Raw genomic sequence first — 15,947 nt, forward strand, 5'->3', positions numbered from 1 at the left:
TCCCGTTCGGTTCGTCACGCCGGTGAATCAGAACATGTGCCGCACGCCGACCATCGCGCCGAGCTGCCCCATCCCGGCGCCGGGCGTCGTGCCCGGCCCACCGCCGCTGACCGAGTAGCGGGCATGCGCGCTGTTCCACAGATACGACGACTGTGCGTAGACGGCCGTGCGCTTGCTCAGCAGATAGGTCGCACGCAGCGTCGCCATCGTCGCGCGCGTGTCGTGTGCGCTGTTGACGATCCGGTAGCCTTCGCCGTCGACGATGAAAGCGGGCTTCACCGCATACGACGCACCGACGAAGAACAGGTCCGAATGCGCGCCGGCCGCGGCCGGCGAACCGGTCGACACGCGCCGGCCGATCCAGCCCGCGCCGATCTTCGCGCCGCCCGCCTGCACATACGCGCTCACGTGCGTGCGCGTGTCCTTGCCGCCGCTGCTCGTGAAGGGGACGGGCGCGACGCCGTCGAAGAAATTCGCGGCCGCGCCGGTGCCGCCGCGCTGCTCCTCGTACGACGCCGCCGCGCCGAAATACGCGCTGTCGTACTTGAGCATCACCGACCAGTTGCGGCACTGCACCGCGTCGCCCGGCACCTGCCCCGCGCACGTGCCTTGCCCCGGCGAGTTGCCGGTGCCCGCGCCGTCGCGGCCGAACGAATACGCGGCGCCGAGCGTCACGCCGCGGTACGTGCCGAGGTAAGTCACCGCGTTGTCGGCGCGGCCGTTCGGCACGTACGCGTCGAACGAGCCGAGCCCGTAGATGTCGGGGCCGATGATGTCCGCGCCCTGCAGCGCGAGATAGGTCATCGTGTACTGACGGCCGAACGCGAGCGTGCCGAAGCCGCTCTTCAGACCGACGAACGCCTGCCGCCCGAACAGCCGTCCGCCTTGCCCGAGATCGCCGCCGCGCACGTTGAAGCCGCTTTCGAGCGTGAACACCGCCTGGTAGCCGCCGCCGAGATCCTCGGTGCCGCGCAGCCCCCAGCGCGACGGCAACTCGCCCGTCACGGCCGGCATCCGCACCACATGGTCGCCGGCCGCGTTCGCGTGCGACACGAATTCGACGCCCGTATCGATGATCCCGTACAGCGTCACGCTCGACTGTGCGTGTGCGCCCGGCGCGGCGAGCGCGCAGCACGCGCCCGCGGCCAGCAGGCCGTTCCTTGTCTTCGTTTTCATTTCGTTGCGTCTCCAGACCGTGTTGAATCGCGCGCTCTGACGGCGCGCATCGAAAAAAGCGAACCGTCAGTCGCCGGCTTGCGGGCGGCGAATCAGCACGAATGCGGCGAAGGCCGCGACGAGCGTGACGGGGATGCTCGCGCCGATCACGACGGGCGCGCTGCGGCCGGCGGCCAGCAGCGTCGCGGCCGCGAGCGGCCCGACGACGGAGCCGAGCCGGCCGACCGCCACCGCCGCGCCGACGCCGGTACCGCGCATCGCGGTCGGGTAGTAGATTGCCGCGAGCGCATACAGCACCGACTGCCCGCCGACCACGAACATCCCCGCCGCGAACGCGGCCGCCGCGAGCGACGCGAAACCGGGCGCGGCCGCGAGCGCGGCGAGCGACAGCACGATCCCGACATACATGCCGCCGACCACGCGCGACGCGCGCATCCGGTCGAGCGCCGCACCGATGCCGAGCGCGCCGAGTCCCGCGCCGACGTTGAATGCGATCTGCACGAGGCCGACGTGCGCGCGATCGAGCCCGCGCGCGGCCATCAGCGACGGCAGCCAGTTCAGCAGGAAGTAGAGGACGATCAGCGTGCAGAAGTAGCTGACCCACAGCGCGACCGTCGACGTCGTGCGGCCGTCGCCGAACAGCGTGCGTGCGACGCTGGCGCGCGCGGCCGGCGTGCCCGCGACGTCGAGATACGCGCGCGATTCCGGCAGGAACCACACGAGCAGCGGCACGAGCAGCAGCGGCCCCACGCCGCCGACGTAGAAGATGTGCCGCCATTCGGTGTCGCCGGCGAGCAGCACGCCGATCAGCGACGCGATCACGCCGCCGAACGGGATCCCGCAGTACATCGTCGCGACCGCGCTACTGCGCGAACGCGGCTCGACCGCTTCGGACGACAGCGCGATCAGGTTCGGCATCGCGCCGCCGAGGCCGATGCCGGTCAGCACGCGCACGACGACGAGCATCGCGAAGCTCGAGACCTGCGCGGTCGCGATCGACAGCAGCCCGAACAGCACGGTCGACGCGATCAGCACGCGCTTGCGGCCGATCCGGTCGGCGAGCCGCCCGCCGAGCATCGCGCCCGGCAGCAGCCCGAAGGTGCCCGCGCTGAACGCGATGCCCATCTGCGACACGGACAGCCCGAATTCGCGCGCCATGCGCGGCGCGGCGACGCCGACCGACTGCAGGTCGAGCCCTTCGAGGAGTGCGATCGCGAAACACAGCGCGAGCGTGGTCGCGACCGTGGGTTTTTCGGCAACGTAGGTATTCATTGTGTCTCCAGTCCCATGTCTTGTAGTCGGTCGGCCGTGCAACGACCGCCGCGCGCCGCCGCCGGCCAGTGGCGGTTCGGCGCGCGAGGTGCCGCATGAACGGCCGCCTTTATCAGGCAACCTGATTCACTGGCCGCAAGCATGCCCGCCGGTGTCGTGGCCGGCCGGTCGTTGTGTGTGCTCGTTGCTGCTGACTGCTTCTGCGTACTGCTTACGCGTAAATCACGTCGGGATCGCGCCGCGCCGGGTCGTACAGCGCGTCGATCGTCGCCGCGCGATGCTTCTGCACGGCCGCCTGGTTCAGCGAACCCTTGTCGGTCACTTCGCCGAGATCGAGCGACGGCGGCGTGTCGATCAGCCGGATCCGCGCGACGAACGTCGAGCCGCCGCTCGCGTTCCGGTTCAGCTCGGCGAGCCACGCCGCGAACGCCGCCCGCACGGCCGGCGCGCGCAGCACGTCGGCCACGGACGCATCGGCGGCAAGCCCCGCGAGCGCACGGCATGCATCGACGCGCGGGAACACCAGCAAGCCGATGTCGTCGCGATCGATCCCGGTCACGACCACGTCCTGCACGTACGGGGCACCCGTCGACACGGCATTCGCGCGCAACGGCCCGACGCTGACGAACGTGCCGCTGCTCAGCTTGAAGTCCTCGGTGAGCCGCCCGTCGAACAGCAGCCCGAGTTCCGGCCGCGCCGGATCGGCAAACACGCCCGCGTCGCCGCTGCGGTAATAGCCTTCTTCGTCGAACACGTCGCGCGGATCGACGTCGGCATGCCAGTAGCCGCGCATCACGTTCGGCCCCTTGAAGCGCAGTTCGTGCTTGCCGCCGCACGGCACGAGCTTCGCGTCGCAGCCGGGCGCGGGCAGCCCGATATAGCCGGCGCGCATCAGCGGCCCCGTGGTGAACAGGCACGACGGCGACGCCTCCGTCATCCCGAGGCCGGCCATGATCCGGATGCGCTCGCCGCAATGCGCTTCGGTCACGCGGTCGAGCCGGTCCCACGCGGCTTGCGACAGCCCCGCGCCGCCGAAGAAATACAGCTTCACGCGCGAGAAGAACGTGTCGCGCAGCTCGGCATCGCGTTCGAGCGCGGCGGTCAGCTCCTCCCAGCCCTTCGGCACGTTGAAGTAGATCGTCGGCGCGATCTCGCGCAGGTTGCGCACGGTTTCGTCGAAACGGCCGGGCATCGGGCGGCCGTCGTCGATATACAGCGTGCCGCCGTTGTACAGCGCGATGCCGAGGTTGTGACTGCCGCCGAACGTGTGATTCCACGGCAGCCAGTCCACCAGCACCGGCGGCTCGCGCGTGAGTTCGGGCATGGTCTGGCGCAGCATCTGCTGGTTGCTGCACAGCATCCGGTGCGTGGTCGGCACGGCCTTCGGCAGCTTCGTCGAACCGGACGTGAACAGGATCTTCGCGAGATGGTCGGGGCCGACCGCATCGTGGATCGCGTCGATCGTGCGCGGGACGGTGGCGACGAGGCGCGACAGCGGCACCGCGCGGCCGTCGGCATCGACGTCGGCATCGCGCGCGACGATCAGCGCCGCATCGGCCGGCAGCGTCGCGTCGAGCGCGCGCGCGAACGGTGCGCGCTCCGCGACGAACACCGCACCCGGCCGCAGCACGCCGAGCGTGTGACGCAGCTTGCCGTAGTCGGTCGACACCAGCGAATACGCGGGCGAGATCGGCGAGTACGGCACGCCGGCCAGCATCGCCGCGAACATCAGCTGCAGATGTTCGAGATCGTTGCCGGACAGCACCGCGAGCGGACGGTCGGCCGACAGCCCGAGATCGACGAGCCCCTGGCCGAGCGCGCGCGCGCGTTCGAGCATCCGCGCGTAGGTGATCTCGATCCAGCGCCCGTCTGCACCGCGCCGCGCGGCCAGCACGCGATCGGGGTGCGCTTGCGCGCCGCGCACGAGGCAGTCGGTGATGCGCGTCGGATAAGCGCCGAGCGGCTCGCGCGAGCGCAGGTACCAGGTGCCGTCGTCGTCGCGGCGAATCTCGGCCGCGCCGACCGCGACGGCCGCCGCGCGATAGCGCACGCCGCCCGTGTCGGCCGCCGGCCCGCCGGCGGGGTGCGAGACGTTCATCGTGACCTCGCTCATATCGGGTAGTGCCGCGGCGCGGTCTGCACGGTGATCCAGCGCAGTTCGGTGAATTCGGCGATCGACGCGCGGCTCCCGAAGCGGCCGTAGCCGCTCGCCTTCGCGCCGCCGAACGGCATCTGCGCTTCGTCGTGCACGGTCGGCCCGTTGATGTGGCAAATCCCCGATTCGATCTGCCGGGCGACCGCCATCGCACGTGCGACGTCGCGGCTGAACACGCTCGCCGACAGCCCGAACTCGCTGTCGTTCGCGAGCGCAACCGCTTCGTCGTCGCTATCCGCACGCAGGACGGCGACGACCGGCGCGAACGACTCCTCGCGATAGAGCCGCATGTCGCGGGTGACGCCGTCGACGATCGCGGGCTGCATCGTCGCGCCATCCACACGGCAACCGAGCGGCAGTTGCGCGCCGTGCGCACGCGCATCCTCGACCAGCGCCGCCGCGCGCGCGGCGGCCCGCGCATCGACCATCGTGCCGAGCGGATGGCCGGCCAGCGGATCGCCCGCGACCAGCGTGCGCGCCTTCGCGGCGAGCCGCTCGACGAGCGCATCGGCGATCGGCCGCGCGGCGATCACGCGCTCGGTCGACATGCAGATCTGCCCCTGGTTGAAGAATGCGCCGAACGCGATCGCATCGACGGCCGCGTCGAGATCGGCGTCGTCGAGCACCAGCACCGGCGCCTTGCCGCCGAGTTCGAGCAGCACGGGCTTCAGGTGCGCGGCCGCGTGGCGCGCGACGATGCGGCCAACGTGCGTCGACCCGGTGAAGTTGATCCGCTTCACGTGCGGATGCGCGATCATCCGCTCGACGAGTTCGGGTGCGTCGGCCGCCGCGTGCGTGATCACGTTCACCACGCCCGCACCGAGCCCCGCTTCGTCCAGCACCGCGCCGATCAGCGCATGCACGCCCGGGCACGCCTCGGACGCCTTCAGCACGACCGTGTTGCCGCACGCGAGCGGCATCGCCAGCGCACGCGTGCCGAGAATCACCGGCGCGTTCCACGGCGCGATGCCGAGCACCACGCCGCACGGCACGCGCACCGCGAGCGCGAGATTGCCCGGCACGTCGGACGGGATCACGTCGCCGGCGATCTGCGTCGTCATCGACGCGGCCTCGCGCAGCATGTTCGCCGCGAGCGTCACGTTGAAGCCGAGCCAACCGGGCGTCGCGCCGGTTTCGGCGACGCCGGTTTCGATGAACGCGTCGATGCGCGCATCCATCAGGTCGGCCGCCTTCAGCAGCCGGCGCCGCCGCTCGGTCGGCGCGAGCGCCGCCCACGCGGGGAACGCGCGGTGCGCGGCGTCGATCGCCGCGTCGGCGTCGGCGTTGCCGGCCGCCGGCGCGCGCGACGCGAGCGCGCCCGTCGCGGGGTTGAGGCGGTCGAAGGTCCGCCCGTCGCGGGCGGCGCACCACTCGCCGCCGATCAGCATCCGTCTGTCGGTCATGTCGTCTCCTGCCTTGCCTGTCTCTTGCGATTACGCCGGCGGTGACGCCGGCGGCTGCGTCGGCGCTTGTATCAGCGCTTGTATGCCTGCAGGCCCGGCTTGATCGTCTTGTCGTCGAGGAACTGCTTCAGCCCCTGCTCGCGGCCGCGCTCCGGGTCGCGCAGCTGCGCCTGGTCGAGCTTCGCGTACAGGTAATCCTCGCACTGTTCCCACGTGAGCTCGCGCGAACGCTTGAAGCCGTGCTTCGCCGCGCGCAGCACGACCGGGTTCTTGTCCATCAGCCGCGCGGCGAGCGCGATCGTCGCATCGCGCAGCCCGGCGAGCGGCACGCTGCTGTTCACGAGGCCCATTTCCGCCGCTTCCGCGCCGGTGAACGTATCGCCGGTCATGATGAAGTGCAGCGCGCGGCGATGCCCGACCGTGTCCGCCATCGCCTTGCTGACGAGGTTGCCCGGCGGGATGCCCCAGTTGATTTCCGACAGCCCGAACACCGCGTCGTCCGCCGCGATCGCGAGGTCGCACGCGACGAGCGGCGAGAACCCGCCGCCGAAGCACCAGCCGTTCACCATCGCGATGGTCGGCTTGTTGTACATCCGCAGGCGGCGCCACTGCCATTCCGATGCGTCGCGGCGCACCTTTTCCTGCAGCGCGTCGGGGCCGCCGTCGATCTCGCGGAAATATTCCTTCAGATCCATGCCGGCCGTCCACGCGGCGCCCGCGCCGGTCAGCACCAGCACCTTCGCCTCGTCGTCGAACTCGATCGCGTCGAGGACTTCCAGCATCTCCCGGTTCAGCGTCGGGCTCATTGCGTTGCGCTTCTCGGGGCGATTCAGCGTCACCCACGCGATGCCGGCCTCCACTTTCACTTCAACGGTCTGCCAGCGATTGTCGTACTTGCTCATGTCTGTTCCTGTCGTTCGTTCCTGTGCGATTCGGTGCGCAGCATTCCTGCTGCGGACGACTTCATTTAATATCAGGCTACCTGATATTGCAAGCGGCACGAGCGCCGGTGTAAACCCGGAGCGGAAGGCTGAGAAAGCGTCGGGAAATCGGGGAGCGGTCAGCCGCGCAGGTTGCGCGAGAACAGTTCGAGCGCGCGCTGCACGTGCGCGGCGTCGTCGGCCGAGATGTCGCCGAGCATGCGTGCCTCGAGCGGGCGCAGCACGGCTTCGCATTCGCGCAGCATCGCCGCGCCTGCGTCGGTCAGCGTCAGCAGGATGATGCGGCCATGCGACGGGTCGGCTTCGCGCGTGACGAAACCGCGCGCGGCCATCACGCTCATCACCTCGTTCGCCGATTGCGGCGTGATCCACGAGCGCTCGGCCAACTGCGCGTTCGACGATGCGCCGCGCGCCTCGAGCACCGACAGCGCCGTGTATTGCGCGAGCGTGATGCCGAGCGGCGCGAGCGCGTCGGTCATGTGACGCCGCAGCAGCCGGTCGAGGCCGCCGATCACGTAGGTCAGGCGTTGTTGCACGCGCGCTTTCGGCTTGTCGTCCGTCGCGCGGGCGTTCTTCGCGGCGTTCTTCGGATTCGCGGGCTTGGTCGGTGCGGAACTCATGGTGCGGGCAGGATGGAATTGCAGGCCATCTTACCAGCAGGTGGGGAGATGAACGGATGTTCGGGGATGGCGGTCGGCCGCCGTGCGCGCGCGCATGTGCAGCGGATCGCGGGCCAGACCGCGAAGACCGTCGCGTCGGCCCGATCCCATGGACGGGAACCCGTATGCGACGACGCGATCAACCGCGCGGCGTGCCCGCGAACCGCGCGGTCGGCAGCCCCGCATGCCGCGCCTGCGCGACGAACACGCCGCCCGCGTGCGCGTCGCCGGCCAGCGCGTCGTCGCTCAGCCCGACACGCGCACTCGTCACGTACAACCGGCCGTCACCGTCGATCGCGACGCAACTGGGCTGCGCGGTCGGCACCTCGACGCGGTCCGTCTCGATCCCGTCCGGCCCGTAACGCACCACCCGCCGGCCGCCCCACTGCGCGTTCCACAGCCCGCCGTCGCGATCGACGATCGAGCCGTCCGGGTCGCCGTGCGCATCCGTCAGCCGCGCGAACGGCCGCACGTTCGCGACGTCGCCGCCTGCCCGGTAATCGCACACGAAAATCTCGCGCACCAGCGAATCGCAGAAATACAGCTTCGTGCCGTCCGGCGAGAACGCGATGCTGTTCGCGATCGCTGCCGCCGGCAATGCAAGCCGTTCGAGCGTGAGATCGGGATTGAGCCGGTAGAACCCGCCGACCGCGCGCGGCGGCTCGGCGCCCTCGTCCTTCATCCCGAACACGAATGCGCCGAACGGGTCGCAGCGCCCGTCGTTCAGCCGCGTGGGAAGATCGGGTTCGACGTCGACGATCCGCGTGAACGCGCCGCGGCGCAGGTCGAAGAACGCGAGATGCGTCGCGAGCCCGACGAGCAGCACGTCCGGGTCGTCGGTCAGCGCGAAGCACGCGAGCCGTTCGGGCATCGCCCATTGCGCGAGGTCTGAACCGTCCGCGCGGCAGCGCCACAGCTGCGCGCCCTCGATGTCCACCCAGTACAGCGCGTGCGTCCTGTCGCACCACGTCGCGCCTTCGCCGAGCGTGTTGCGGCTGTCGACCAGCAGCGCCGCCGCCGTGCCCGGTTGAGTCTGTTGCATGCCGTCTCCCGATATTCGTCGTAAGTGCAGGCGGCCGCGCGTGAGTCGAAGTCAGATCTTCATCGCGCGCCGCTGGTTGCGACGATACTGGTCGAACAGCACCGCGAGCAACAGAATTCCGCCGCGTATCAGATATTGGTAAAAGGTCGGCACGTTCAGCAGGCTCATCGCGTCCTGCACGGAGCCCATGATCAGCACGCCGACCAGCACGCCGGAGATGGTCGCGACGCCGCCCGTCAGCGACACGCCGCCGAGCACGCACGCGGAAATCACGCCGAGCTCGAGGCCGACCGACGTCTTCGGATCGCCGAGGCTCATCCGCGACGCGAGCATCACGCCGGCAAAGCCCGTCACGAGCCCCTGCAGCACGAACACGGCGATCTTGATGCGCATCACCGGCAGCCCGGCGAGCAGCGCGGCCTCGCCGTTGCCGCCGACGGCCAGCACGTTCTTGCCGAACACCGTCTTGCGCAGCAGGAAGCCGAACACGACGAAGCCGACGATGTTGCTCCAGATCGGATACGAGATGCCGAGGAACGACCCGCCGCCGAGATCGAAGAAGCGCTCCTCGGAGATCATCACCGCGTCGCCGTTCGACGTGATGAACGCGAGCCCGCGCACGACTTCCATCATCGCGAGCGTGACGATCAGCGAGTTGATCCGGTAGCGCGCGATCAGCACGCCGTTCACGAGCCCGACCGCACCGCCCGCGAGCACGCCGGCCGCGATGCCGAGCACGACGCTGTGCGTCGCGGTGATCAGCGTCGACGCGACGACGCCCGCGAACGCGACGATCGACGCGACCGACAGGTCGACCTCGCCGAGCGCGAGCACGAACATCATCGTCACCGCGATCGAGCCGATCAGCGTGACCGACAGCAGCAGGCCCTGGATGTTGCGCGGCGTAAGGAAGTCCGGCACCGTCAGCGACAGCGTCGCGAACAGCACGAGAAACACCATCACGATGCCGGAGCGGTTGATCAGCTGCCATACGCCGCCGCGCGGGCGTGCGGGCGTGGCCGCGGCGGCGGCCGCATCCGGGGATGGGGAGGTACGTTGAGGTTGCATTGCCTGGCTCATATCAGTTGCTTTCCGGTTGACTGCTCGCCGCTAGCGCGGCAGCGCGAGCTTGATCAGCGCGTCGGGCGTCGCGTGCGCCTTCGCGACCTCGCCCGCGATCCGCCCTTCCTTCATCACGACGATGCGGTCCGACACGCCGATCACCTCGGCCAGATCGCTCGACACGAGGATCACCGTGCGGCCCGCTTCCGCGAGTTCGTAGAACAGGTTGTAGATTTCCGCGCGCGCGCCGACGTCGATGCCGCGCGTCGGCTCGTCCATCAGGAACACGTCGATGCGCTCGGCCAGCCAGCGCGCGAGCACGACCTTCTGCTGGTTGCCGCCCGACAGCGCGCCGATCGGCGTTTCGCCGTCGCGGGTCTTGATCGCGAGCCGCTCGATGTATTGCTGCGCGAGCTCGCGTTCGCGCCGCCCGTCGAGCAGCACGCGCGCCGGACTGAAATGACGGCGCGCGCTGATGTTCAGGTTGTCGGCCACCGACGCGATCGCGACGATGCCTTCCTGCTTGCGGTCTTCCGGGCACAGCGCGATGCCGGCGCGCACCGCGTCGCGCGGGCTGCCGAACGCCACCCGCTTGCCGTTCAGCTCGACGTACCCGGCACTCGGCCGCACCGCGCCGTACAGCAGCTTCATCAGCTCCGAGCGGCCCGCGCCGACGAGCCCGAAGAAGCCGACGATCTCGCCGCGCCGCGCGGTGAACGACACGGGCTCGGCCAACCCCGGCCCCGTCAGTCCCTTCGCTTCGATCAGCACGTCGCCGGCGGGGCGCGGCCGATAGCCGTACACGTCCTCGATCGAACGGCCGACCATGCAGCCGATCAGCCGGTCGCGGTCGAGATCGGCGACGGATTCGAACGTGTCGATGCGGCGGCCGTCGCGAAACACCGTCACGCGGTCGCACAGTTCGTAGACTTCCTCCATCCGGTGCGTGACGTAGATGATCGCGCGGCCTTGCGCGCGCAGCGCGCGGATGATCCGGAACAGTTGCGTGGTTTCGCGCGCGGACAGCGAACTCGTCGGTTCGTCGAACGCGATCACGCGCGCGTCGCGCATCAGCGCCTTGCCGATCTCGATCATCTGGCGCTGGCCGATCGACAGATATTTCACCGGGATGCCCGGATCGATGTGCTCGCCGAGCCGCTCCAGCGCATCGAGCGCGCGCGCGGCGAGCGCACGCTCGTCGACCACGCCGAGCCGGCTCGGCAATTGCCCGAGCATCAGGTTTTCCGCGACCGTCAACTCGGGCACCAGATGCAGCTCCTGGTAGATGATCGCGATGCCGGCCTCGAGCGCCGCGCGCGTCGACGCGAAGCGCTGCACCGTGCCGTTCAGCGTCAGCGTGCCCGCCTGCGGCTGGTTCACGCCGGACAGCACCTTCAGCAGCGTCGATTTCCCGGCGCCGTTCTCGCCCATCAGCCCGTGCACTTCGCCCGCGCGCACCGACAGCGACACCGCGTCGAGCGCACGCACGCCCGGAAACGTCACGGTGATGCCGTCGAGCGCGAGCAGCGGGCCTTCCGGCGGCGCGGCCGCTTCTGCGTCGTGGCCGGACGCGGCCGTCATCGTCTGCATCGTCATCGCGTTCTCGCCTCGCCCCGCTCAGATACCGAGTTCGGCGCGCACGGCCTGCCAGTTCGCGCGCGTCATCAGCTTGCCGCTCGTCTGCGTGTCGGCCGGCGGCGTCTTGCCGGTGCGGATCCAGTCGACGAGATTCTGCGTGCTCTCCTTGCCGTGGTTCGTCGAGCTGACCGCGATCGTCCCGTAGAAGCCGGTCGGCTCCTTCTTCTGGAACTCGGCAAACGCCTCGCCCGCGCCGTTGATGCCGACGCCGATCACGTCCGCCGCCGGAATGTGCAGCTGCTCGGTCGCGCGTACCGCGCCGAGCACCGTTTCCTCGTTCAGCGCGTAGATCACCCATTTCTTCACGTTCGGATGGCGGGCGAGCACGGGCGCTGCCGCGCTGAAGCCGCCTTCGTCGTCGGTCGTCTTCTGCGGCGCGTCGAAGATGTTCTCCTTGCGGAAGCCGTTCGCGAGCAGCGCCTGCGTCGCGCCGTCGGTGCGCAGCTTCGCGGTCGGCAGCTCGTAGTTGGTGACGCGCAGCGCGCCGACTTCCTCGGGCTTCCAGCCGCGCCGCTTCATCTCGTCGGCGATCGCCTGGCCGACCTGGTTGCCGATCTTGGTCGCCGACATCCCGAGGTGCGGCACGTTCGGCAGCGGCTTGCCGCTCGAATCGACGAGCTGGTCGTCGACCGTCACGAACTTCATGTTGTAGCGCTTCGCGCGCGACGCGATCGCCGGCCCGAGGCGCACGTCCGGCGCGCAAATCACGAAGCCCTGCGCGCCCTGCGAGCCGAGGTTGTCGATCGCGGCCAGCACCTTCTCGCCGTCCGGCGTGCCGATCTTCACGACCGAGAAGTTCTCCTTCTGGCCGAGCGCGGACGCCGCGTTCTGCTCGTTGATGAACCACGCCTGCTCCGGCATCTTCACGAGGAAGCCGATCTTCAGCGGCGCATCGGCGCGCGCGGCGCCCTGCATGCCGAGCGGTGCGATGCAGAGCGCGGCCAGCAGCGCGCGCAGGGTATGTCGACGAATCGTGCGGTTCATGGGTGTCTCCTTTGTATCGGCCGATGCCGTGGATGTGTGTCGTAATCGATCACGCGTCGCGCGCTTCGCGCCGAAGCGCGCGACGCAGGTTCAACGGCCGAACGCGTCGGTCTGCACGCGCCGGCCGAACAGGAAGGCGTCGGCGACGAGCCGCAGCGGCCGCGCGTCGACGTCGCTTTCGCCACGCGCGATCAGCGCGTGAAAGTGCGCATACAGCGCCGGATACTCGCGTTCCGGGCCGACCTCGACCGGCTCGCCCGCGATCGACAGTTGCGCGCCGCCGCGGCTGATCGCGAGCACGCCGTCGGCCGTGTCGACTGCGATCTCCCATTGCTCGACCGGCCCGTGCCGCCAGTCGAATTCCGCGTGCACCGGCACGCCGGCGGTATCCGCGCAATCGAGTTCGGCCGCGATCGGCATCTGTGCGTCGCTCGGCACGAACAGCGTCGCCTCGCGCAGCACGAGCTCGCGCGGCAGGATTCGCGTGACGATCGACAGCGCGTTGATGCCCGGATCGAACACGCCGAGGCCGCCCGGTTCCCAGATCCACTGCTGCCCCGGATGCCAGCGCCGCACGTCCTCCTTCCAGCGCACCTGCACCGCCCGGATCGTGCGCGTCGCGAGCCACGCGCGCGCCGGCTCGACCGCGCTCGCGCAGCGCGAATGCCAGGTCGCGAACAGCGTGAGGCCGCGCTCGCGCGCCAGCGCTTCCAGCGCAGCCACTTCGCCCAGCGTCGCGCCCGGCGGCTTCTCGAGCATCACGTGCTTGCCGGCTTCGAGCGCGGCGCGCGCCTGCGCGTAGCGCACTTGCGGCGGCGCGCACAGCGAGACCGCTTCGAGCTCGCGCTCGGCGGCCAGCAGCGCGGTCAGATCCGGATAATTGCGCACGCCGTTGACTTCCGCGTGACGGCTCGCACAGGCAGTCAACGCGAAGCCCGGTTCGGCGGCGATCGCCGGCAAATGCTGGTCGCGCGCGATCTTGCCGATCCCGACGACGCCCAACGAAATCACATCGCTCATCGTGCTTTCCTCCTTCGCCACTCGCTCAGTGCGCCCAGCGCAGCACGAGCGGATCGAGCCGGCGCGCGATCGCGAGCAATTCCGCGCGCGTGTCCGGGTGCAGTTCCGGCATCGGATGCCGCGGCCGCTCGCACGCGATCACACCGCCTTCGCGCATCAGCGCTTTCGCGGTCAAGATCCCGGACTGGCGGTTCTCGTGATTGATCAGCGGCAGCCACGTCTGGTAATGCGCGAACGCATCGTCGTGCCGCCCTTCGCGGAACGCTTCGAGGATCGGCCGGATGCCGTCCGGAAAGCCGCCGCCCGTCATCGCGCCGGTCGCGCCCGCATGAAGATCGGCGAGCAGCGTGATCGCCTCCTCGCCGTCCCACGGCCCCTCGATCGCGTCGCCGCCGAGCCGGATCAGCTCGCGCAGCTTGTTCGCGGCACCAGGCGTCTCGATCTTGAAGTACGCGACCTGCTCGATCTCGCGCGCCATCCGCGCGAGGAACGGCGCGGACAGCGCGGTGCCGCTCGCGGGCGCGTCCTGGATCATGATCGGGATGTCGATCGCATCCGACACGCGCGCAAAGAAATCGAAGATCTGCGCTTCCGGCACGCGGAACGTCGCGCCGTGATACGGCGGCATCGCCATCACCATCGCCGCGCCGAGCTGCTGCGCGCGCAGGCTGCGCGCGGCACACACCTGCGTGCTGTAGTGCGACGTCGTGACGATCACCGGCACGCGGCCTGCGACGTGTTCGAGGATCGTGCGCGTAAGCACGTCGCGTTCGTCATCGGCGATCGCGAACTGTTCGGAGAAGTTCGCGAGGATGCACAGCCCGTCCGAGCCGGCGTCGATCATGAAATCGACCGCGCGCTTCTGGCTCGCGAGGTCGAGCTCGCCGGTCTCGGTAAACGTCGTCGGGACGACAGGGAAAATGCCGCGATAGCGCGGCGTGCTGCTCGATGTCATGGTTGGTCCTGCATCAGTCGAATCGGCGTTCAGCCGGAAAACAAGGCGCTCAGGATTCGCCGGCGAACGCGCCGGCGGCCGGTTCGGGCACGCGCAGCGCGGCCCGGACCACGAACGTCATCAGCACCGCGAACAGCAGCGTCGCCGCGAGGAAGTACAGGCCGGCCGCGAGGCTGCCGGTCGATGCCTTGATCAGTCCGATCCCGTATGGCCCCAGGTAACCGCCGAGATTCGCGAGCGAATTGATCGCGGCGATGCCGACCGCGGCGCTCGTGCCGGTCAGGAATTCGCCGGGCAGCGCCCATACGACGGCCTGGATCGAATACAGCGAAAACGCGGTGAGGCAGATGAACAGGAATTGCAGCGCGGGTTGCCGTACCCACGCGCTCGCGGCCATCGTCACGGCGGCGGCGGCCGACACGACGACGATGTGCCAGTAGCGCTCGCGCTTGCGGTCCGAATGGCGCGGCACGACGAGCAGGCCGACCACCGCGAACAGGTACGGCACGGCGGACAGCAGGCCGGTCGTCGCATCGCCGGTGCCGAACGCGTGAATGATCGTCGGCAGCCACAGCGACAATCCGTAGATGCACAGCGGGAACGGCAGGAACAGCGCGGCGAGCAGCAGCACGCGGCGGTCGCGCAACGCGGCGAGCGGATTGCCGTGCGAATCGGGGCGATAGGTGTCGCGGTCGGCGGCGAGTTGCCGGGCGATCCAGCGGCGTTGGCCGTCATTCAGCCAGCGCGCATGCGCGGGCGACTCGGGCAACAGCCGCAGCGTCGGCCACGCGAGCAGCACGGCAGGCAGGCCGCTGACGACGAACAGCGTCTGCCAGTCCGACAGGCCGAGCCACCCGTGCGTCGACAGCAGCCAGCCGGCGAGCGGCCCGGTCACGATACCGGCGAGCGGTTGCGCGAGCACGAGCAGGCCGATCACCCGCGCGCGATCGCGCATCGGGAACCATTGCGTGAGGAAGTACAGGATGCCGGGATAGAGGCCGGCTTCGGCCGCGCCGAGCAGGAAGCGCAGCACGTAGAAGCTGGTCGGCCCCTGTACGAGCGCCATGGCCATCGTGATCGCGCCCCAGGTCGCGAGGATGCGCGCGAACCATACGCGTGCGCCGAAGCGGCCGAGTGCGAGGTTGCTCGGTACCTCGCACAGGAAGTAGCCGATGAAGAACAGTCCCGCGCCGAGCCCGTACGCGGCGTCGCCGAGGCCGATCGCCGCGTTCATGTGGAGCTTCGCGAAGCCGACGACGGTACGGTCGACGTAGGCGACCACGTAGATCAGCGCGAGGAACGGCACCAGCTTGCGCGTGAGCAGGCGGGTCAGGTACCGTTCGTCGACGGCTGCCGTCGAATCGGACTGTTCCGCCGCGTCCTGCGCGCTCGTGTACTGCGTCGTCATCTTGTCTCCTGTCGACGTACGTTAGCGCTTCAGCGCTTACGTACGTCCCATGCATCGCGGTCGATCCACGTTAGCGCTTCAGCGCTTACGTGGATCCCATGCATCGCTGTCGACCCACGTTAGCGCTTCAGCGCTTGCGCGGACCCCATGCTTCGCGGTCAACGCACGTTAGTGCTTTCGCGCTTACGTGCGTCCCATCCTTCGCGGCCGGTATGCATTTGCGCTTGGGGGC

General features: G+C 69.5%; 13 protein-coding genes. All 13 read right to left on the reverse strand.

Annotated features, from left to right (window positions below):
- Positions 1 to 27: 27 nt before the first annotated feature.
- The gene (locus WS61_RS05315; protein ID WP_059499564.1) at positions 28 to 1,176 is read right to left on the reverse strand and encodes a porin; all 1,149 of its coding nucleotides are present in this window, start codon (positions 1,174 to 1,176) and stop codon (positions 28 to 30) included.
- 66 nt (positions 1,177 to 1,242) lie between these two features.
- A complete protein-coding gene (mhpT, locus tag WS61_RS05320) occupies positions 1,243 to 2,448 on the reverse strand; it encodes a 3-(3-hydroxy-phenyl)propionate transporter MhpT (RefSeq protein WP_059499565.1) in 1,206 nt (401 codons plus the stop codon).
- A 211-nt stretch (positions 2,449 to 2,659) separates the two neighbouring features.
- On the reverse strand, positions 2,660 to 4,561 hold the full coding sequence (locus tag WS61_RS05325) for a feruloyl-CoA synthase (RefSeq protein ID WP_059499566.1): 1,902 nt from the start codon (positions 4,559 to 4,561) through the stop codon (positions 2,660 to 2,662).
- Positions 4,558 to 6,006 (reverse strand): aldehyde dehydrogenase, encoded by a 1,449-nt coding sequence (locus WS61_RS05330; RefSeq protein WP_059499567.1) that lies wholly within the window; start codon positions 6,004 to 6,006, stop codon positions 4,558 to 4,560. The genes WS61_RS05325 and WS61_RS05330 overlap by 4 nt, the downstream gene beginning before the upstream one ends.
- A gap of 71 nt (positions 6,007 to 6,077) precedes the next feature.
- Positions 6,078 to 6,908, reverse strand: coding sequence for a p-hydroxycinnamoyl CoA hydratase/lyase (locus tag WS61_RS05335; protein WP_059499568.1), 831 nt, complete (start codon positions 6,906 to 6,908; stop codon positions 6,078 to 6,080).
- Between the two features lie 158 nt (positions 6,909 to 7,066).
- Positions 7,067 to 7,567, reverse strand: coding sequence for a MarR family winged helix-turn-helix transcriptional regulator (locus tag WS61_RS05340; RefSeq protein ID WP_059499569.1), 501 nt, complete (start codon positions 7,565 to 7,567; stop codon positions 7,067 to 7,069).
- 178 nt (positions 7,568 to 7,745) lie between these two features.
- Positions 7,746 to 8,648 (reverse strand): SMP-30/gluconolactonase/LRE family protein, encoded by a 903-nt coding sequence (locus WS61_RS05345; protein ID WP_059499570.1) that lies wholly within the window; start codon positions 8,646 to 8,648, stop codon positions 7,746 to 7,748.
- Between the two features lie 51 nt (positions 8,649 to 8,699).
- Entirely contained in the window at positions 8,700 to 9,728 is a 1,029-nt protein-coding gene (gene araH, locus WS61_RS05350) for an L-arabinose ABC transporter permease AraH (RefSeq protein WP_059499571.1), read from the reverse strand.
- 30 nt (positions 9,729 to 9,758) lie between these two features.
- Positions 9,759 to 11,306 (reverse strand): L-arabinose ABC transporter ATP-binding protein AraG, encoded by a 1,548-nt coding sequence (gene araG, locus WS61_RS05355; RefSeq protein ID WP_059499572.1) that lies wholly within the window; start codon positions 11,304 to 11,306, stop codon positions 9,759 to 9,761.
- A 21-nt stretch (positions 11,307 to 11,327) separates the two neighbouring features.
- Positions 11,328 to 12,332: an arabinose ABC transporter substrate-binding protein gene (locus tag WS61_RS05360; protein ID WP_059499573.1), complete on the reverse strand. Its 1,005-nt coding sequence runs from the start codon at positions 12,330 to 12,332 to the stop codon at positions 11,328 to 11,330.
- A gap of 90 nt (positions 12,333 to 12,422) precedes the next feature.
- A complete protein-coding gene (locus WS61_RS05365) occupies positions 12,423 to 13,352 on the reverse strand; it encodes a Gfo/Idh/MocA family protein (protein WP_059499631.1) in 930 nt (309 codons plus the stop codon).
- Between the two features lie 25 nt (positions 13,353 to 13,377).
- Positions 13,378 to 14,307 carry a dihydrodipicolinate synthase family protein gene (locus WS61_RS05370; protein WP_059499574.1) on the reverse strand — a complete coding sequence of 310 codons (930 nt, stop codon included), beginning with the start codon at positions 14,305 to 14,307 and terminating at the stop codon, positions 13,378 to 13,380.
- A gap of 49 nt (positions 14,308 to 14,356) precedes the next feature.
- Positions 14,357 to 15,715, reverse strand: a complete 1,359-nt coding sequence (locus WS61_RS05375) for an MFS transporter (RefSeq protein ID WP_059499575.1) — start codon at positions 15,713 to 15,715, stop codon at positions 14,357 to 14,359.
- Between the last annotated feature and the right edge of the window lie 232 nt (positions 15,716 to 15,947).

Source organism: Burkholderia sp. ABCPW 11, from assembly GCF_001523445.1.
Taxonomy (GTDB): domain Bacteria; phylum Pseudomonadota; class Gammaproteobacteria; order Burkholderiales; family Burkholderiaceae; genus Burkholderia.